This is a genomic window from Nonomuraea sp. NPDC050556, assembly GCF_044457355.1.
Classification (GTDB): Bacteria; Actinomycetota; Actinomycetes; order Streptosporangiales; family Streptosporangiaceae; genus Nonomuraea.
This window is the reverse complement of record NZ_JBITGU010000002.1, coordinates 1,845,943-1,864,196: the sequence shown is the minus strand read 5'-3', so window position 1 is coordinate 1,864,196 and position 18,254 is coordinate 1,845,943. Positions and strand designations below refer to the sequence as shown.

General features: G+C 70.3%; 22 protein-coding genes. 10 read left to right on the top strand and 12 right to left on the bottom strand.

Features of this window, described 5'->3' with window-relative positions; all coding sequences use genetic code 11:
• Position 1: 1 nt before the first annotated feature.
• Positions 2-2,365, bottom strand: a complete 2,364-nt coding sequence (gene hrpB / locus ACIBG8_RS26900; protein WP_397345710.1) for an ATP-dependent helicase HrpB — start codon at positions 2,363-2,365, stop codon at positions 2-4.
• The gene (locus ACIBG8_RS26895; RefSeq protein ID WP_397345709.1) at positions 2,362-2,679 is read right to left on the bottom strand and encodes an ArsR/SmtB family transcription factor; all 318 of its coding nucleotides are present in this window, start codon (positions 2,677-2,679) and stop codon (positions 2,362-2,364) included. The genes hrpB and ACIBG8_RS26895 overlap by 4 nt, the downstream gene beginning before the upstream one ends.
• Here ACIBG8_RS26895 and ACIBG8_RS26890 point away from each other — a divergent pair.
• Positions 2,664-3,881 (top strand): MFS transporter, encoded by a 1,218-nt coding sequence (locus tag ACIBG8_RS26890; protein ID WP_397345708.1) that lies wholly within the window; start codon positions 2,664-2,666, stop codon positions 3,879-3,881. The genes ACIBG8_RS26895 and ACIBG8_RS26890 overlap by 16 nt on opposite strands.
• Here ACIBG8_RS26890 and ACIBG8_RS26885 read toward each other — a convergent pair.
• On the bottom strand, positions 3,839-4,447 hold the full coding sequence (locus ACIBG8_RS26885; protein WP_397345707.1) for a TetR family transcriptional regulator: 609 nt from the start codon (positions 4,445-4,447) through the stop codon (positions 3,839-3,841). The genes ACIBG8_RS26890 and ACIBG8_RS26885 overlap by 43 nt on opposite strands.
• Before the next feature lie 72 nt (positions 4,448-4,519).
• Between ACIBG8_RS26885 and ACIBG8_RS26880 the strand changes: the two genes are divergently transcribed.
• Together ACIBG8_RS26880 and ACIBG8_RS26875 are read left to right on the top strand one after the other, a co-directional pair.
• Entirely contained in the window at positions 4,520-5,446 is a 927-nt protein-coding gene (locus ACIBG8_RS26880) for a hypothetical protein (RefSeq protein ID WP_397345706.1), read from the top strand.
• 50 nt (positions 5,447-5,496) lie between these two features.
• Positions 5,497-5,856, top strand: a complete 360-nt coding sequence (locus ACIBG8_RS26875) for a hypothetical protein (protein ID WP_397345705.1) — start codon at positions 5,497-5,499, stop codon at positions 5,854-5,856.
• Here the strand turns inward: ACIBG8_RS26875 and ACIBG8_RS26870 are convergent.
• Both ACIBG8_RS26870 and ACIBG8_RS26865 read right to left on the bottom strand, forming a co-directional pair.
• Positions 5,853-7,535 carry a serine/threonine-protein kinase gene (locus ACIBG8_RS26870; RefSeq protein WP_397345704.1) on the bottom strand — a complete coding sequence of 561 codons (1,683 nt, stop codon included), beginning with the start codon at positions 7,533-7,535 and terminating at the stop codon, positions 5,853-5,855. The genes ACIBG8_RS26875 and ACIBG8_RS26870 overlap by 4 nt on opposite strands.
• Positions 7,532-8,365, bottom strand: coding sequence for an undecaprenyl-diphosphate phosphatase (locus ACIBG8_RS26865; protein WP_397345703.1), 834 nt, complete (start codon positions 8,363-8,365; stop codon positions 7,532-7,534). The genes ACIBG8_RS26870 and ACIBG8_RS26865 overlap by 4 nt, the downstream gene beginning before the upstream one ends.
• 104 nt (positions 8,366-8,469) lie before the next feature.
• On the opposite strand from ACIBG8_RS26865, the gene ACIBG8_RS26860 reads away from it, so the two are divergent.
• From ACIBG8_RS26860 to lipB, 5 genes are all read left to right on the top strand, one after another.
• Positions 8,470-8,958: a SigE family RNA polymerase sigma factor gene (locus tag ACIBG8_RS26860; RefSeq protein WP_397345702.1), complete on the top strand. Its 489-nt coding sequence runs from the start codon at positions 8,470-8,472 to the stop codon at positions 8,956-8,958.
• Entirely contained in the window at positions 8,955-9,662 is a 708-nt protein-coding gene (locus ACIBG8_RS26855; protein ID WP_397345701.1) for a hypothetical protein, read from the top strand. The genes ACIBG8_RS26860 and ACIBG8_RS26855 overlap by 4 nt, the downstream gene beginning before the upstream one ends.
• A 24-nt stretch (positions 9,663-9,686) precedes the next feature.
• Positions 9,687-10,199: an HAD domain-containing protein gene (locus ACIBG8_RS26850; RefSeq protein ID WP_397345700.1), complete on the top strand. Its 513-nt coding sequence runs from the start codon at positions 9,687-9,689 to the stop codon at positions 10,197-10,199.
• A 63-nt stretch (positions 10,200-10,262) separates the two neighbouring features.
• Positions 10,263-10,451 (top strand): PspC domain-containing protein, encoded by a 189-nt coding sequence (locus ACIBG8_RS26845; protein ID WP_397345699.1) that lies wholly within the window; start codon positions 10,263-10,265, stop codon positions 10,449-10,451.
• 1 nt (position 10,452) lies between these two features.
• Positions 10,453-11,088, top strand: a complete 636-nt coding sequence (gene lipB, locus ACIBG8_RS26840; RefSeq protein ID WP_397345698.1) for a lipoyl(octanoyl) transferase LipB — start codon at positions 10,453-10,455, stop codon at positions 11,086-11,088.
• Here the strand turns inward: lipB and ACIBG8_RS26835 are convergent.
• The 3 genes from ACIBG8_RS26835 to ACIBG8_RS26825 form a co-directional block, all read right to left on the bottom strand.
• Positions 11,085-12,608 carry an amino acid permease gene (locus tag ACIBG8_RS26835; protein WP_397345697.1) on the bottom strand — a complete coding sequence of 508 codons (1,524 nt, stop codon included), beginning with the start codon at positions 12,606-12,608 and terminating at the stop codon, positions 11,085-11,087. The genes lipB and ACIBG8_RS26835 overlap by 4 nt on opposite strands.
• A gap of 22 nt (positions 12,609-12,630) precedes the next feature.
• Complete coding sequence (locus tag ACIBG8_RS26830) at positions 12,631-13,509, bottom strand: hypothetical protein (RefSeq protein WP_397345696.1); 879 nt, start codon at positions 13,507-13,509, stop codon at positions 12,631-12,633.
• A gap of 80 nt (positions 13,510-13,589) precedes the next feature.
• Positions 13,590-14,456 carry a zinc-binding dehydrogenase gene (locus ACIBG8_RS26825; RefSeq protein ID WP_397345695.1) on the bottom strand — a complete coding sequence of 289 codons (867 nt, stop codon included), beginning with the start codon at positions 14,454-14,456 and terminating at the stop codon, positions 13,590-13,592.
• Between the two features lie 70 nt (positions 14,457-14,526).
• Here ACIBG8_RS26825 and ACIBG8_RS26820 point away from each other — a divergent pair, with 70 nt between their 5' ends.
• Both ACIBG8_RS26820 and ACIBG8_RS26815 read left to right on the top strand, forming a co-directional pair.
• Positions 14,527-15,084, top strand: coding sequence for a TetR/AcrR family transcriptional regulator (locus tag ACIBG8_RS26820; RefSeq protein WP_397345694.1), 558 nt, complete (start codon positions 14,527-14,529; stop codon positions 15,082-15,084).
• Between the two features lie 199 nt (positions 15,085-15,283).
• Entirely contained in the window at positions 15,284-15,562 is a 279-nt protein-coding gene (locus ACIBG8_RS26815) for a heavy-metal-associated domain-containing protein (protein ID WP_397345693.1), read from the top strand.
• Here the strand turns inward: ACIBG8_RS26815 and ACIBG8_RS26810 are convergent.
• Genes ACIBG8_RS26810 through ACIBG8_RS26795 form a run of 4 tightly spaced genes read right to left on the bottom strand, consistent with a single transcriptional unit; the run spans position 15,559 to position 18,254 of the window.
• Positions 15,559-16,128, bottom strand: a complete 570-nt coding sequence (locus ACIBG8_RS26810) for a Pr6Pr family membrane protein (RefSeq protein ID WP_397345692.1) — start codon at positions 16,126-16,128, stop codon at positions 15,559-15,561. The genes ACIBG8_RS26815 and ACIBG8_RS26810 overlap by 4 nt on opposite strands.
• A gap of 12 nt (positions 16,129-16,140) precedes the next feature.
• Positions 16,141-16,776: an RraA family protein gene (locus ACIBG8_RS26805; RefSeq protein WP_397345691.1), complete on the bottom strand. Its 636-nt coding sequence runs from the start codon at positions 16,774-16,776 to the stop codon at positions 16,141-16,143.
• Positions 16,763-17,902 carry a mandelate racemase/muconate lactonizing enzyme family protein gene (locus tag ACIBG8_RS26800; protein WP_397345690.1) on the bottom strand — a complete coding sequence of 380 codons (1,140 nt, stop codon included), beginning with the start codon at positions 17,900-17,902 and terminating at the stop codon, positions 16,763-16,765. Before ACIBG8_RS26800 ends, ACIBG8_RS26805 begins: the two co-directional genes overlap by 14 nt.
• A complete protein-coding gene (locus ACIBG8_RS26795) occupies positions 17,868-18,254 on the bottom strand; it encodes a DUF2809 domain-containing protein (protein WP_397345689.1) in 387 nt (128 codons plus the stop codon). The genes ACIBG8_RS26800 and ACIBG8_RS26795 overlap by 35 nt, the downstream gene beginning before the upstream one ends.

Below are 18,254 nucleotides of genomic sequence, written 5' to 3'. Positions count from 1 at the left end.
GTCAGCTCCTGCGCTGGTTGGTCCTGCGGGTGGCGACGGCCTGGGTGGGGTCTTCGGGCCAGGGGTGCTTGGGGTAGCGGCCGCGCAGCTCGGCGCGGACCGCGCGGTAGCCGTCCCGCCAGAAGGATCGCAGGTCGGCGGTCACCGCCGCCGCGCGTCCCGCCGGTGACAGCAGGTGGACCAGCACGGGGACGCCCGCGATGCGCGGCGTCTCGTCCCAGCCGAACAGCTCCTGCAGCTTCACCGAGAGCACCGGCTGCTCGCCGGAGTAGTCGACCCTGATGCGCGAGCCGCTGGGCACCTCGATGCGTTCGGGGGCCACGTCGTCCAGGCGCCTGCTCCAGGGGACGAGGCGTTTCAGCGCCTGCGCCACGTCGATGCGCTCCAGGTCTTTACGGCGGCGCGCCCTGGACAGCTCGGGCTCCAGCCACTGGTCGGCGAGCGCGACGAGGTCGTCCATGGGGAGCCAGGGGTCGCCGAGCACGCGGTGGCAGAAGGCCAGCCTTTCGCGCAGGGCGATCGCCTCAGGGGTCCAGGTCAGCACGTCCTCCGTGCGCAGGCCGTCCAGGAGGGCGGGTCTGACGTCGGCGTCCCTGAGCGGTTTCTCGCCGAGCTCGATCGCGCCGAGCCGTTCGACCCGCCTGGCGGAGACGTCGCCGCGCCGCTCGCCGGGCGGGACCCGCCAGGTGACCTCCTCCTCGACGGTCACCGGGAACGCGCGCCTGGCGACGGCCTCGTCGATCACGACGGCCTGGCGGATGCGGGCCGAGGCGTTGCCCGTCTGGCGGTCGGCGACGGCCACGGCGAGCCACTCGGCGGTGGCGAGGCGGGAGCCTTCTGCGAGCTGCGCCTGGGTGCCTGAGGCCATGAGGTACCCGCCACCCCGCCTGCGCGCCACCCGCTCGGGGAACGCCAGGGCGACGGTGAGCCCGGCGAGCGCCTCATCGGGTGCACCCGTCTTGCCCAGGCGTTTCACTTCCTGCCGCCATCGTGCGGAGAAGCCGTCGTTGCCGCGGTTCGCCTGACGCCAGACCTCGGACAGGTCGTCACTCACGTCTCTGGGCAGTTGCTCCGACAGCAGCGCCACCACGCCCGCGGACTGCGGCCCGACGTCGAGCAGCGCCCGTGCCAGACGAGGATGCAGCCCGATCTCCGACATACGCCGGCCCAGCGGAGTCACCTGACCATCGAGCGCACCCAGGGCGGTGAGGGTCTTGTGTGCCGCGGCCAGTGCGGCGGCTGGTGGCTGGTCCAGCAACCCCAGCTCCGACGCCCCCCAAGCCGCCGTCTGCAGCGCGAACCCGGTCAGGTCCGCCAGCAGGATCTCCGGCCGCGGATACTCCGCCAGCCGCTCATGCTCGACCGAGGACCAACACCGGTAAACCGCCCCGGGCGCCTCACGGCCCGCACGACCGGCCCGCTGGTCGGCCGCCGCCTTGGAGACCCGCACGGTCGTCAATGACCCGAGCCCGCGCGCGTGGTCGGTGCGCGGCTCGCGGGCCAGCCCGGAGTCCACCACCACCCGCACCCCGGGCACGGTCAGGCTCGACTCCGCCACCGACGTCGCCAGCACCACCCGGCGCGCTGACCCGGGGTTGAGCACGGCGTCCTGCACGTGCGCGGGGGCCTGGCCGTGTACCTGGAGCACCTCGACGTCGCCCCCGAGCATCCCGGCGACCCGCCCGATCTCGCCGACCCCGGGGAGGAAGCACAACACGTCCCCGGTGCGTTCCGCGAGCGCTCGCCGTACGACGTCGGCCACGTGCGACAGCAGCGCGGGATCCACGCGCAACCCGTGCGGTGGAGCGACCGGCCGGGACGGCGGAGCCCACACGGTCTCCACGGGATGCATGGTCCCGGACGCGTGCACGATCGGAGCGTCGCCGAGCAGTCGCGCCCACGGGGTCGCGTCCGCGGTCGCCGAGGTGGCGAGGATGCGCAGGTCGGGGCGGAGGTTGTCCCTGACGTCGAGGAGGAAGGCGAGCGCGGTGTCCGCGTCGAGGTGGCGTTCGTGGCACTCGTCGAGCAACACGACGTCCGCGCCCGGCAGTTCCTGGTCCCGCTGGAGACGCTGCAGCAGGACGCCGGTGGTGACGACCTCGACCTCGGTGCGTGGCCCCACCCGCCGCTCGCCCCTGATCGTGTAACCCACGCGCTCACCCGCGAACGACGACATTCGCCGCCACGCGGCCCGCACCGCCAGCCGTCGCGGCTCCGCCACGAGCACCCGCAGCCCCTGGTCGGCCAGCGCCAGCGGCACCACGGTCGTCTTGCCCGTCCCGGGAGGAGCGGTCAGTACGGCGGAGCCGGTGCCGAGCGCCGCCAGCAGCGCGGGGAGCGCCGAGTGGATCGGCAGCTCGTTCACGTCACCGCCGCGGCGGCGAGCAGCACCGAGTCGAGCAGCCCGGGAAAGCGCGCGTCGAGGTCGGCCCTGCGCAGGCGGATGAAGCGCTGCCTGCCGTCCACGGTGGTGTGGGTGACCCCGGCCTCGCGCAGCGTCTTGTAGTGGTGCGACAGCGTCGACTTGTGCACGTCGATGTCGCTGGCCATCGCCATGCACGGCATCTCCTCCCCACCGGCGAGGCGCGTCACGAGGTCGAGCCTGACCGGGTCGGACAGCGCTCGGAGCACCTCGGTGAGCTGCAGGTCCTCCGTTGCCGGATGTGGGAGTGCACGCATGTCCCCAGCTTACTCCGTTTTATCGTTTGACAACCATCCAACTATCAGCCAGGTTGAGAGGTGTGATTAGTCGGTTGTATCCCCTTGCTCTCGGAAACTTTGCCGTAGGCACCGGCATGTTCGTCACCGCAGGACTTGTCATACCGATCTCCCGCGACCTGGCGATCTCTCCCGCTGCCGCCGGTCAGCTGATGACGGTGTTCGCCCTGGCGTACGCGGTGTTGTCGCCCTTGCTCGCCGCGCTGACCGCGCGCATGTCGCGCAGATGGCTGTTGATGCTCGCGCTCGGCGTGTTCGTCGTGGGCAACACCTTGACCGCACTTGCCCCCACCTACCCCCTTGTCCTGGCCACCCGGGTGCTCGCCGCGGCCGGAGCCGCCATGTTCACCCCGACCGCCTCGGCCGTAGCCAACGCGCTGGCGGAACCGGCGCGGCGCGGGCGGGCGCTCGCGCTGGTGATGGGCGGCCTCACCGTTTCCTCCGCCATCGGCGTCCCGCTCGGGACCTGGCTCGGCGCGTCGAGCTGGCGTGCGACGATCTGGCTGGTCGTCGGGCTCGGCGTGATCGGTTTCATCGGCGTGCTCGCCGCCGTCCCCGACCTGCGGCTGCCGTCGGCGGGCGGGCTGCGCGACCGGTTCGCCCCGCTTGGCGACCCGCGCGTGCTCTCCGTCCTGGCGACGCAGTTGCTCATGTTCGCCGCGGCTTTCACCGCCTACACCTACCTCGGCTCCCTGCTCGACCTGCCGCTGCCCGCCGTGTTGTGGGCGTGGGGGATCGGCGGGATCGTCGGCAACCAGGTGGGCGGCCGGTTCACCGACAAGTACGGCCCGCGCGTGATGGTCTTCACCGGACTCGTCGGCGCGACCGTCCTCATGGCGCTGATCCCCGTGGCGAACCTGTCCCTGCCCATCGCGCTGGTCTGGGCCTTCGTGTGGGGCTCGATCGGCTGGATGATCGCCCCCGCACAGCAGTACAGGACCGTCGCGGCCGTGCCTGACAACGTGCCCGTGGGTCTCGGCCTGCTGTCCTCGGCGCAGTACGTGGGCCTGTTCGTGGCGGGCATCACCGGCGGCCTTGCCCTGGAGTGGTACGGCAGGGCCGGGGTCGTCGTGCTCTCCGCCGGGCTCGGGCTGGTGACCGTCCTGTTCACCCTCGCCACCTACCGGGGCAGCTCGTCCAGCGTGAGCGTGCCGGTCAGGTAGCGCTGCAGGTTCGGCGCCACGGCGGCGGCGACCTGCTCCATCGGCAGCGAGGCCAGAGGTTCGATCCGCAGGATGTAACGGATCATCGCCAGGCCGATCATCTGCGAGGCCGCCAGCAACGCCCTGGTCTCCGGATGGTCGGCCTGGATCTGTTCGGTGACCGGCTTGAGCACCACCTCGGTCATGAACTCGCGCAGCATGTCGGCGGCAGCCGGGCTCGACGTGGCCGCCTGCATGACGACCGACATCCGCCGTCCGATCAGCGGGTGCTCCCAGAGCGACAGGTAGCGGGAGCTCAGCCGCTCGCCCAAGGTGGCCGGGTCGCCCTGGATGACGTCGAGCAGCAGGTTGACCGGCATGCCGCCGCCGCGCATCGCGGCGTCGAAGAGCCCGTCCTTGTTGCCGTAGAAGTGCATCACCAGGGCAGGATCGACGGCTGCCGCGCGGGCGACGCCCCTGATCGTGGTCTTCGCGTAGCCCTGGGTGGTGAAGGCGGCGATCGCCGCCTCCAGGATCTCGTCCTTGGTCTGCGGGTTTCCCGGTCGCCTTCCACGTTCCTCGCTCACGGGGCTATTCAACCACGTTGAATTCGTCTACCGTTCAATTCAACAGTGATGAAGTCAACAGGTGGTGAAAAGATGCGCAAGATCATCGGCATCGTGATCGGTGTCTCGCTGCTGGGCATGCTCTTCGCCGGGTCGTTCCTCGGCGCGCTGCACCAGCCGGAGCCGCACGGCGTCCCCGTGGCCGTCGTCGGGCCCGTCGAGCAGATGCAGGCGGCGATCGACCAGAGGAAGCCGGGCGCCTTCACGCTCAGCTCCTACGCTTCTGCCGAGTCCGGCAGGCAGGCGCTCCTCGACCGGGAGGTGGACGGGGTCCTCGTGCCCCAGGAGGGCAAGCTCATCGTGGCCAGCGCGGGCGGGCGCACGGCCGCGACCGTGATCACCGCGGCGTTCGCCCAGGGCAAGCTGGCCGTCGAGGACGCGGTGCCGCTGCCGCCCGGTGACGCGGGCGGCATCTCCGGCATGTTCTACACGCTCAGCCTCGTGCTGCCCGGCATCGCGCTCGCCGTCCTGCTCGCGCAGCTCACGCTCGGGTTCCTGGCGCGGGTGGGCGCGCTCGTGGCGGGCTCCCTGGTGGCGGGGGCGGCGAACGCGTGGCTGGCCGACGTCGTCTTCGGCGCCCTTCCCGGCTCGTACGGCTGGCTCCTGGCGATCTCGTCGGGCATCGTGCTCGTCATCGCGCTGGTCGGCGCCGGGCTGGTGAGGCTCGTCGGCACGCCTGGGGTGGGGGTCGCGGCGCTGCTGTTCATCGCGGTCGGGTTGCCCGCGAGCGGCGGGCCGCTGGGGGCGCGGTTCATCCCCGAGTGGTACGCGGCTCTCGGCCGGTTCCTGCCGGTGGGGGCCGGGGCGGACGCGGTGCGGAACATCGTGTCCTTCGAGGGGGCGGCGCTCGGGTGGCCTTTGGGGGTGCTGGGGGCCTGGGCGCTGTTCGGGCTGGTGCTCCTGGCGCTGCCCGGTCGCGCTCCCGCGCCGACGCCGGCGAGGATTCCGGTGGCGGTCTGATACTTAAGTCCGATGTCAGGGTCATGGGTGCTTCGGGGACAATGCCTTTCGTGTCTGATCCACGTGAGGAACCCGCACCCATGGCCTTCGTGGCGTTGACAGTGCTGTCGGCGCTGGCCCTTGCCGTGCTCGCGCAGCTGCTGTCGAACCCGATCGGGGTGAAGCTGCTGCTGGTGGGGCCGATCGCGCTGGTCGCCTACGAGGTGGTGGTCCACGAGCTGTGGTGGCGCCGCTGGTGGGGCGCGGTGCCGGGCGCGATCGTGGGCCCGACCGCGTACTTCGAAGGGCGGGACGCGCTGGAGGGCCTTCTCGGGGACCGGTGGGCGGAACCCGTCGCCTACGTTGCTGCCTGGGCGCTCTTCGCGGGGATCTTCACCCTCTGCAGCCGCTACGTCTTCCCCAAGCCTTAGCGGTAGACGGGTTCGACAGTGGTGACGCCGGGGAGTTGTTGGGCCTTGGCGCGGATGAAGGCCTTGTCGGCCGGGCCCGCGGGTTCGAGGAAGGCCACGAGGAGGCGCGCCGGCGGCCCCTCGTCGTAGGTCACGTTCTTCACCCCCGGATACGCCTGCAGGTTCATCAGGATGGTCTGCTTCTGCGACTGGGTGGCCGACGACCCCAGGGTCACCAGCATGGCGTCGCTCTCCACAACCCTCAGGGTCGCCGACGCCTGCAATCCCGCCGCCACCAGCGCCGCCACCGCCACCCCGCCCACGGCGCCCATCGCGATCCGGCTCACCATCGAGGACCGCGGCCTGACGAGCCACAACAACCACACCGGCAGGACCGCCCAGCTCACCAGCCGCAACGCCTCGGCGGCCAGCGCGGCGTCGTCCAGCGGCCACAGCAGGAACGCCGCCAGCCCCAGGAGGGCGGACAGCAGCCCGGCGTAGGAGGACAGGGTCAGTCGCCGGGTCGCCAGCGCGCCCAGCAGTACGGCGAGGCTGATCAACCCGCCGGTGAGCGCCTGCACGCTGCCCAGGATCGACTCGCGCATGAGAAATGCCACCGGAGGCACGACCGCCACCGACACCACGATCCCGGCGGCGGCCACGATGCGGGCGGCTCTGCCGTACAGGCCGGGGAGGGCGGCGGTGAGAACGGCCACGCCCAGAACGGGGAAGGTCAGGTTGGGCCAGATCCAGTCGACCCGTTGCGTGGTGTCGTGCTCGATCAGCAGTAATCCGGCCGACTGGTGCACCCTGGCGCGCCACAGCCCCAGCCCGATCGCGACCAGCGCCGCCAGCGCGCTCACCACGGAGAGCGCCTGCTGGACCGGCGGGGAGACGATCGGCGCGGGTAAGGAACGCGTGGCCGGGCCGCCGCCGTTGAGCAGCGCGTGGGCCTGATGGCCGGTCAGTCGCCGGTCGGGGTCCTTCTCCAGGAGCCCGGTGATCAGCGGGCGCAGGCCGTTCGCCCTGGTCATCGGGTCGGGAGCGCGGGTGAGCACCGCCGCGAACAGCGCGGCCAGCGTGTCGCCCGCGAACGGCGAGCGCCCCTCGACGCACGCGTACAGCACCACCCCGAGCGACCACAGGTCGGAGGCGGGCCCGGCGCGGTGTCCGTTGGCCCGCTCCGGCGCCATGTACGACGGCGACCCCACCAGCATGCCGGTCGCGGTCATCGTCGGGTCGCCGGAGATCTGGGCGATGCCGAAGTCGGTGAGCACGGCGGTGCCGTCCGCCAGGAGCAGGATGTTGGCCGGTTTGACGTCCCGGTGCGTGATGCCGAGCGCGTGCGCCGCCCCGAGCGCGGCGAGCACGTCGCGGCCGATCCTGGCGGCCTGCTCCTCGCCCATCGGGCCGTACTGGCGCAGCACGTCCTCCAGGGAACGCGCGGGCAGGAGGTCCATGACGATCCACGGCCCGCCGTCCGCCTCGACCACGTCGTAGATCGTGACCACGTTGGGGTGCCGGATCTTGGCCGCCGCGCGGGCCTCGGCGAGCATGCGCTCGACCATCTGCTCCTCGCGGGTGAGCAGCTGCTTGATGGCCACCGTACGGTCGAGGAGGGTGTCGTGCGCCCTCCAGACCACGCCCATGCCGCCCCGCCCGAGCTCGTCGAGCAGGTGGTAGCGGCCGGCGACGATCACGGGCTGGTCGCGGGGATCCAGCCCAGGCTCACGGCCCCGATCACGAAGAGGCCGAGCAGGATCCGGTAGATCACGAATCCGGTGAACCTGTGCGTGCTGATGTACTTCAGGAACCAGGCCACCGCCGCGTAGCCGACGACGAACGAGATCACCGTGGCCAGGATGGTCGGACCCCAGTCGGGGGAGGCGCCGTCACCGATCTTGCGCAGCTCGAAGAAGCCCGACCCGAGCACCGCCGGGATGGCCAGCAGGAACGAGTAGCGTGCCGCCTCCTCGCGCCGGTAGTCGAGCAGCAGACCCGCGGTGATCGTGCCGCCGGAGCGGGAGACGCCGGGGATCAGCGCGAGCGACTGGGCCAGGCCGTACACGATGGCGTGGGTGAAGCTGAGGTGCTTGTCGAGCGTGAGCTTGTTGCGCGCCGTACGGTCGGCGAACCACAGGATGACGCCGAACACGATCAGCGTGGTGCCGATCAGCCGGAGGTCGCGGAAGACGGTCTCGATCTGGTCCTTGAACGCCAGCCCGAGGATCACGATCGGCAGCGTGCCGACGATGACGTACCAGCCCATGCGGGCCGCGTGGTGGGCGCGCAGGGCGGGTGTCCACAGGGAACGGGTCCAGGTGGAGATGATCTCCCAGATCTCCTTGCGGAAGTAGATGACCACGGCGGCCTCGGTGCCGAGCTGGATGACCGCGGTGAACGCGGCGCCCGGATCGTCCCAGCCGAAGAAGGCGGACACCACCCGGATGTGCGCGCTCGACGAGATCGGCAGGAACTCTGTCAGCCCCTGGATCAGACCCAGGACCACCGCTTCGAACCAGCCGATCACGAGTCACACCTTCCACGAGGACAACAGCCGAGATGAGGCTAGCGGAGAAAGGTGTCATCCGATCGCTATGTCCAGCCAGTAGTGATCGGTGAAGGAGGTCGAACGTGGACGACGGATTCGCCGAGTACGTCAGGGAGCGGCACGGGCGGTTACGCCGCGTCGGATACCTGCTGACGGGGGACTGGGGGACGGCTGAGGACCTCGTGCAGACCGCGCTGGCCAAGGCGTGGGCCGCCTGGCGGCGCATCGAGGGCGACCCGGACCCGTACGTCTACCGCATCCTCACCAACACGCACGCGTCCTGGTGGCGCAGGCGGTGGCGGGGCGAGGTACCGACGGGGGAGTTGCCGGAGACGGCGCAGGGCGACTTCGCGGGGGAGGTCGGGGAGCGGGACGCGTTGTGGGCGGCGATCGGGGCGCTGTCCGAGCGGCAGCGCGCGGTGGTCGTCCTTCATTACTTCGAGGAGCTCACGCTCGCGCAGTGCGCGGGGGTGCTGGGGTGCTCGCTGGGCACGGTGAAGACGCAGCTGACCAGGGCGCTCAGGCGGCTGCGTGTCCATCCGGAGATGCGGCTGACGGAGGCGGGGCTATGACGTACACCGAGGACGACCTGCGCGTGCTGCTCACCGAGCGCACGGAGGCGGGACCGTCAGGGCGGGGACCTGACATGGCGGGCATCGTACGGCGGGGCAGGCGGATCAAGGCGACCAGGTGGACGGCGACCGCCGCCCTCGCGGGGGCGGCGGCGGTCGCGGTCTACCTGGGGATCCCGAGCGAGTCTCCGGCGGCGAACGTCGCCAGACCCACCGTCACGGCGAGCGGTTTCCCCTCGCTCGAGGTGCCGAGGACACTGGACGGCCTGCCGCAGGTGACCCGCATGACCGTCAGCGCCATGGGTGTGGGCGAGGACCTGGTGTTCCGCCCGAGGAGCACGTTGACCCGGCTGATGATCCTCTGCAGGGACCTGACGGCGTGGGTGGTGGCCGACGTCGGGGACAGGGGCGGCGAGGTGACCCGCTGCGCGGACGGCAAGGCCACCATCACTCTCAAGGCGGCCGATCTGCCCGCCACCTGGACGCGGAAGGAGCAGAAGCTGCACATCTGGGTCTTCCCCAGCGAGTCTCCCATCGAGGAGGGCTCCCTGGACGGCTGTGCCGTACCCGATGAGGAGAAGGGGATGTGCGACGGGCGGTACGCGGCGCAGGAGCTCCTCAGGTACGAGGTGGCACTGGACCTGGCAGCGACTCTCAGCGCACGACCGGGACCTTGGAGCGTGGGGGTCTACGATTCCCCATAAACCGTCATACGAGGAGGGGTGCCCATGTCCGTGCGGCCCCTCCTCCTCGTCGACGTGGACGGTGTGCTGAACCCGTTCGGCCGCCCGTCCCCCGCCTTCCGCCGCTACTCCTGCCCGGTCGACGGCCGCACCTACACCGTCCACCTCAACCCGTGGCACGGCGCCAGGCTGCTCGACCTCGCCCTCCAAACCCGCTCCGAGCTGGTCTGGGCCACCACCTGGGAGGACAACGCCAACGACTGGATCGCCCCCAGGCTCGGCCTGCCCAGGCTGCCGGTGATCCACCTGGGCCCCGACCGGCCCAGCGAGGTCGGCGAGATGTTCAAGACCCCGGCCGTCGCCGACTACGTGCAGGGCCGGCCGTTCGTCTGGTTCGACGACTATGTCTTCCAGGAGGACGAGGACTACCTCAGGGGCCATCAGGGTGTCGGAGAATTCCTCCTCATCCAGGTGCCGCCGAAACGTGGCCTGGCCTGGGAACACCTGGAGGCCGCCCGCCAGTGGCTCACCCTGTCAGGGTTTTCCCAGGGTCCGTAGTGGAACGTGAATCGCCTCGGAGTCCGTTTTCCTAGGTGAGTCACAACCACACGGAGGAGACCGATGTACCGCTCAAGAGAGCACAGAATGCTGGCCGGCGTCTGCGGAGGCATCGCCGACCGCCTGGGATGGTCACCGACCCTCGTCCGGGCGATCTGGCTGCTGCTGTCGCTGCTGCCTGGCCCGATGTGGGTGCTCTACATCGTCCTGTGGCTTTTCATCCCGGAGGGGCCGCGGCGGTACGCTGAATAGCATGAAGCGCCGCCCGCTGACCCTCATCCAGGACGAGCTCGTCGACTACGAGAAGGCGATGGAGCGCATGACCGACCTGGTCGGTGAGCGCCAGCGGGAGGAGCGGCCGGACACGCTCTGGCTGCTCAGCCACCCGCCCGTCTACACGATCGGCCGGCGCACGCCGATGACCCACCTGCCCGACCCGGCGCACGGCATCCCCGTGATCGAGACGGGCAGGGGTGGCCAGCTCACCTATCACGGGCCGGGGCAGCTGGTCGGTTACCTCATCGTCAAGCTGGCGGCCGACGAGCACATCGTCGACTACGTGCGCGAGGTGGAGCTGCGCCTGGTGGAGGCGCTCGGCGCGCTCGGCCTGAAGGCCGAGCGGCGCGACACCCCGCCGGGGTCGGAGCTGCTCACGGGGGTGTGGACGACCGAGACCGATCGCAAGATCGTCTCGATCGGCATGCGGCAGAGCCGCGGCGTGACCAGCCACGGGTTCGCACTCAACGTCGACGGCGACCTCGAGCCGTGGCACTGGGCCACGCCGTGCGGCATGCCCGACGTCGACATGACCTCCCTGCTGCGCGAGAGCGGCGCGGGCTCCATGGACGAGGTCCGCGCCGCCGTACGCGTTGCCTTTGAGGTCGTCTAGGCGTCGATGTTGTCCACCGTACGGCGAGGCCCGGTGAACCACTTCTTGGCCGACAGCGTCCACCAGAGGGCGATGCCGCCGAGCACGACGCCGACCGCGATCGGCGAGTAGTTGACCGCCGTCCAGTCGAAGTCGCTGGCGAACGGCACGCCCTTGGGTGAGACCGGCATGATGAAGTACAGCGAGATGACCACGATCTCGATCACCGCGATCCAGCAGAGCACCTTGTACTTCGAGCCCAGCGTCCACGGACCGGGCTGGAAGGCGGCGCCCATGCGCAGCCGTAGCCAGATCGGGATGAGGAACGCCAGGTAGAGACCGATCACCGCGATCGAGACGACGGCCAGGAACGCGACGGGCACCACGCTTCCCGGAGGGGCGTAGAGCGCGGGCAGCGTGATCAGCAGGGCCATGCCGCAACCGGCCAGGATGGCGTTGACCGGCGTGCGGTTCTTGTCCACGCGCGACCAGAGCCGCCAGCCGGGCACGGCGCCGTCACGCGAGAACGCGTAGGTCATGCGGGACATCGAGGTCACGCAGCTCATCCCGCAGAAGAACTGCCCGATGGTGGAGATGGCCAGGATCAGCGTCGCGGGCGCCCAGTCCAGCGCGCTGAGGAAGATGGCCGACACCTGGCCGCCGCCCTTGTTGACCGCGGCCACGTCGGTGGCGGCGAACAGGAACGCGAGCAGCAGGACCCAGCCGCCGATCGCCGAGTAGAAGATCGACCGCCACAGCCCCTTGGCCGCCGAGGTCGAGGCGCCGTGCGTCTCCTCGGACACGTGCGCGCACGCGTCGAACCCGGTGATCGTGTACTGCGTCAACAGGAAGCCGAGCGGCAGCACGTAGAACCAGAACGGCAGCCCGCTGGTGGCGTCGCCGAACCCCGAGTTGTTGATGCGCTCGGTGAAGACGAACGAGAACGACTGGTGCTTCTCGGGAAGGAACACCAGGATCGCGACCACGACGGCTGCGCCCGCCACGTGCCACCAGACCGAGACGTTCTGCAGCAGCGAGATGAGCCGGTGGCTGAAGATGTTGATCAGCGCGTGCAGGACCAGGATCACCGCGAAGAACAGGAACACCCTGGTCAGGTCGGGCGTCCATGTGGGGAAGAACTGGGTCAGCGTGAGGTCGAGGAACGTGGCGCAGCCGTAGTCGACCGACGCGGTGACCGCGATCAGCCCGACCAGGTTGAGCCAGCCGGTGAACCAGCCGTGGATGGGCTTGCCGAGCTTGGCGGCCCACCAGTAGATGCCGCCCGCCGTCGGGTAGGCGGACACCAGCTCCGACATGCAGAACCCGATGATCAGAATGAAGATCGAGATCAGCGGCCAGCCCCAGGCGATGGCGATCGGCCCGCCGTTGTTCCAGGCCTGGTAGAAGGTGGTGAAGCAGCCGGCCAGGATCGAGATGATGGAGAAGGAGATGGCGAAGTTGGAGAAGCCGCTCCAGGTGCGGTTCAGCTCCTGCTTGTAGCCGAGCTCGGCTAGGCGTTGCGAATCCTCGTCGACGGACATGGGGTCTCCTCGGTGGGGGGTTTTACGACCGAGCGTCGTCGAGCAACCGGCCGAACCCTGGGTCATCCAGATCTCGTACGGCTTGCGCGAACTTGTCAGCGGCTTCTGCCTCGTAATCGAAGTCCGCTTGTTTCGTCATAAGGCCGTGGTGGACGGCGAACCACAACGTCCAGGTGACGTTGGACATGATCAGGAAGAGCCGCACGCGGGCGGTGTGCGCGTCGTCGCCGAAGTACGCCCTGGCCAGCTGGGCGATCTGGTCGGCGTCGAGGTCCGCCTCAGCGGCGATGTCGCCCAGCTCGAAGGCCGGGTCGTTGTTGCCGGAGAGCTGGTAGTCGACGATCCGCACGCCGTCTCCGGTCGCGATGAAGTTCTCGGCGAGCAGGTCGTTGTGGCAGGGGACGGTCTTCACCCGCGGCAGCGACCGCTCGATCCGGGCGACGGCGGGCAGCACGTCGGTGAACCCGGCGGGCATCGGCAGCCCGTGCGTGCCGCAGAGGCCGAGGAACTCGCGCAGCTTGTCGAAGATGGAGAAGTCGTTGGCGAACCTGGGCCCGCCGTGCAGGCGGCGGCAGGCGTCGGCGATCCCGTCGAGGTGGCCGGGGACGGCGCCCGCGTCGAGCGTGACGCCGTCGATGTACTCCAGCAGGAGCGCGTGGTGCTCGGGCCACAGGTGCACCACGCGCGGTCCGACGCCGCTGTCGGCGGCCAGCGCGGTGTTGGCGAGCTCCAGCTCCAGCGGGATGCCCAGCCCTGCGGCCGAGACCTGGGGATCGAGGACTCGCAGCAGCCAGCGTTCGCCGTCGGCCGCCTCGACGCGGGCGACGTGGTGGCTCAGCCCACCCTTGATCGGCACCAGGTTGACCGGGCGACCGGCCCACGCCGTGACGAGTTCGATCATGCAGGACTCCTTTTGGCCTACATTTAGACCATTCCGATCCTGCAAGCAAGGTGTTACATCGCTATTTCGATCAGGCGAAATCAGCGATGTCTGACGTCGAGCACGACTTTTCCGGCTACAGCCCGGCCCAGAAGTGCGTCAGAAGCCTCCCTGATCCTTTCCCAGGATCCGCGCCAGCCAACCTGCGGCGACAGCTCGCCGCGCGCCACCAGGTCGAGCAGGAAGGCCAGGTCGGGGGCGGGGTCGTCGACGTCGCCGAACGTCCGCAGCGTCCTGGGCGGCCCCATGAGGATCGTGGAGTAGGCGGGGAAGACGGCCGGCTCGCCCGAGGCGTTGCCGATGCTGATCAGCGTGCCGCCCGGCTTGAGCAGGCCCCACGCGGTGACCAGCGTCGAGCCGCCGATCAGTTCGAGGACGACGTCGACGGGTTCCGCGCCGTGGATCTCTGAGACGACCTCGGCGGCACCCAGCTCGCGCAACCCCTCGCCGCGCTTGGCGGCCGCGACCACCTGTGCGCCCTCCCGCCGGGCGAGCTGTACGGCCAGCCGTCCCACGCCCCCTGACGCGCCGGTGACGAGCACGCGGCGCCCGTCGAGCGGCCCGGCGGCGCGTAGGGTGCGCAGCGCGGTGAGCCCGGCGGTCGGCAGCGCGGCCGCGTCGGCCAGCGAGACCCGTTCAGGCACCTCCGCGACCGCGTCCGCCGGGTAGACGGCCAGCTCGGCCCATGACCCGAGGCCGAGCCCGACCACCCGCGTCCCGTCGGCCAGCACGCCCGCGCCGTCGAACCCCATGATCGTGCCTGCGGGGAAGTGTCCCGTGTGCCGGAGCTCGCCGAAGTTCGCACCGGCGTGATGCACCTCCACCAGCACCTGACCTGGGCCGGGAACGGGCTCGGGCACCTCGGAGAGCTCGATGGTGGCATGGGGGGAGACGACGAGGGCGTGCATGGCATACTCCAATCGGACTGTTAGTCCGTTAAGCTAATCGGACTGTCGGTCCGCTTGCAAGGGGGTGGAGATGCGTTCAGACGCGGCCAGGAACCACCGGGCGATCCTGCGTGCGGCCGAGGACCTGCTGGAGTCGCACGGCGCCGAGCACGTCTCGCTGGACCGGGTGGCCGCCGCCGCCGGGGTGGGCAAGGGGACGGTGTTCCGCCGGTTCGGCAGCAGGACGGGGTTGTTCCAGGAGCTGCTGGCCGACAGGGCGGCGGCGTTGTCGCAGGCCATCGACTCGGCCGAGTCGCCGCTCGGTCCCGGCTCGCCCCCGTCCGAACGGCTGGCCTTGTTCCTGGACGCGCTCGCCGACCTGGCGGGGCGCAACGTGGCGCTGTTCTCGGCGCACGAGCGGGCCTGTGCCGAGGACAAGTACGCCGATCCCACCTATCTGCGCTGGCACGGGCACGTGCGCGCGTTGATCGCCGAGGCCCGGCCGGACCTGGACGCCGAGTTCCTGGGGCACACGCTGCTCGCCTCCTTCGACGGCGACCTGGTGCGGCACGTGATCGCCGTCGGTGGGGTGGAGCGGCTCAGGGCGTCGGTGCGGAGCCTGGCGGCCGCCCTGACATTTCGGCCCTGACCCAACGTCATTTAGAGCTCCCGGGGGAAGGCCCCTCCCGTTGGGGATTTTGGACGCTCCCGAGCGCTCGAACTCCCAGAGAGGAGACCCTCCCACTCTCTGGTCTCTCTTCGTGAGGGGAGATCTGCGAGGGGTGTTTCGTTGGGGGCCATGTCGGCATTTATCAGCGTTTTACCCCTGGGGGGTATATGCTCGTCTCATGACGACCACGATGACGTACCAAGTTGAAGGCATGACCTGCGGCCACTGCGTGAGCTCGGTGACCGCCGAGGTCGAGCGGGTTCCCGGTGTGAGCGCCGTCAAGGTGGACCTGTCCGCCCAGGCGGTGACCGTCACCAGCGCCACCCCGCTGGACGACACGCTGATCGACGCGGCGGTGGTGGAGGCGGGCTACCAGTTCGCCGGCCGCGTGGACAAGCAGCTGATCACCCTGACCGAGGCCGGCGGCTCGTGCTGCGGCTCGGGCGGCTGCAACTAGACCCGTGCGTCGGCCTCCACCCGGCCCGAGGACATCCGGTGGAGGCCGACCAGCACGTACCCGGCCACCAGGAAAACCACGCTGAACGCCAGCCCGGCCACCAGGTAGTCCGTCCAGCCCAGCCTGTTCACGCGCAGATACAGATGAGCCATCCTGATCGGCAGGCCAGGCGCGAAGACCAGCACGACCGCCGCATAGGCCAGCGGAAACCCCAGCCACTTGACCGGGTCCGCCCAGCCGGGCCGCAGGTCCCGGTCGAACGCCAGCCAGTCGGCCAGCGCCATCATCGGCGTCACGCCGTGCAGCAGGATGTTGTCCGGCCGCTCCCAGCTGGCCAGCGGGAGCGCGAAGAACGCCACCACCCCCGTGATCACCAGGTAGAGCGTCACGGCACCCTTGAGCGCGGCGGACCCCCGCCCGCCGAGCAGCCGCCACCCGTAGTAGAGCGACAGCACGGCGTTGCTCTGCACGGTGAAGGCCACCCAGGGGTTCTTCAGTCGCAGGATCGCGAACACGATGCCGGTTATGGCAGCGCCAACCAGGAGAAGCCGCCACACCAGTCGCATAGCGCAAAGATCTCAAAGCACCCGATACCGCGTCCACACCTCGCGCAGGCTCGCCCCCGCCAGCAGGTCGGCCAGGACGTCGTTCTCCGTGGCCGCCCGCGCGTTCGCCAGCGACACCACCTTCGCCTCCACGTCCTGCGGCACCGCCACGACGCCGTCGTCCTCGGCGATGACCAGGTCGCCAGGGTGGATCACCACGCCGCCGCAGCTCACCGGCCGCTGCGTGGCCACCACCCGCATCCTGGCCCGGTAGTCGACCGGCAGCGTCCCCGTGCAGAACACCGGGAAGTCCAGGTCGAGCACCTTGCCCCGGTCGCGGGCGAACGAGTCGACCAGCACGCCGACCGCCCCTCGCCCCTTGGCCGCGGCCGAGAACAGCTCGCCCCAGTAGGCGCTCCGCCCCGACCCGCCCGTGGCGATGACGACGACGTCACCCGCCCTGATCGAGTCGATGAAGGCGATCATGTCGTCGTACGGATCACCACCGGCCTCCTCCGCGGGCGCGAACTGCACGGTCCTGGCCAGCCCCACGGCCCGCATCCCGGCGCGCAGCGGCCGGATCGCGGCGTCGAGCACCTGGTGCCGCCGCCCCAGGGCGTCCAGCGAGTCGGAGACCTGGGCCGCTGTCACGGTCTCATCGAATGACATGGCCTCTCCCCGGCTGGAAGGCGAACCGCTGCTCGACGGCGGGCGTCAGCCGTACGCCGAGGCCTGGGGCGGTGGGTGGCAGGACGTGCGAGCCCACGATCCGCAGCGGCTCCACGAGCAACGAGGCGCGCAGCGGGTTGGGCAGCGTGCAGAGCTCGACGAGGTCCATGGACGGCGTGGCGAAGGCGGTGTGCACGCTCGCCATGAGGTTCACCCCGGTCGACCAGACGTGCGGCACGCAGTCGAGCCCGGCGGCGAACGCGGCGGCCGCGACCCGCTGGAACTCGACCGGCCCGCCGACCATGCCGACGTCAGGCTGGGCGACGTCCACGCCGCCGCGCTCCAGGAGCCGCTCGAACTCCTGGCGGGTGGAGTAGCTCTCCACTCCGGAGATCGGGACGCCGACGGCGGCGCGCACGGCCGCGTAGCCCGCGACGTCCTCGGCCCTGCACGGCTCCTCGAACCAGCGCGGCTCGTACTGCTCCAGGTGCCTGCCGACCCTGATGACGTCGTCGAGCGCCCACGGCGAGGCCGCGCACCCCTGGACGGCGTCGAGCACGAACCGGGTGCCCGGCTGGAGTGCGGCGGCGACGCGGTCGACGAGCCCGATCGTCCGGGAAGGCCCGGTCATGGCACGAAATTTCACTGTTTGGAAGCCCTGCGCCTCCATCGCCTTGACCCAGGCGATCACCTGCTCCTCGTCGGTGCCGAGGCCGCCGCTCGCGTACGCCTCGACGCGCTCGTGCCGCAGGCCGCCGAGCAACTCGTGCGCGGGGACGCCGTACGCCTTGCCGACCGCGTCGAAGGCCGCCACCTCGACGGCCGCGATGACGCCGGAGGCGACTCCGCCGCGCGCCCAGAAGGCGGTCCTGTCGCGTAAGGCGTCACCCACCTCGCCAGGCGGGTCAATGGTCCGGCCAATCAGGTAAGGGCGGAGCGTCTCGACGAGTCCGGGCACGGCCTGCGCCGCCATGATGCCCTGCGCCACCTCGCCCAGCCCGGTCACGCCAGCGTCGGTGGTGAGCTCGACGAGCGCGCCGTCCCACGTGTCGATCCGACCGCCCACCCATTCGAGCCCTCCGGAGGAGTGGCTAAGCAGGACCGGACGGATCCCGGTGATTTTCATGAGAGCCCAACCTAATTGGTCCGACCAATGTGTGCAATACGGCGATGCACGCAGCGCCCACGGCGTACCAGAAGAGGTCGGGAGGGTTGAACGTGCTGCCCAGCACCGGCCGCACGACCTCGGGGAGGTCGGCGAGCTGGGCGAACTCGACCGCCCAGCTGACCGCGGTCGCGAGCAGGGCCGCGGTCAGCGGCCTGAGCTTTGGTCCGACGAACACGATGATCAGGTAGATGAGCACCGTGTAGAGGGCGTCGCCCGCGTATTTGGCGAACGGCCCGTCGAGGAGGGCGCGGACGCCGAGGCCCGCCCCCACGGTCAGGAGGGCTGCGAGGGCGGTGATCAGGCGGGGCAC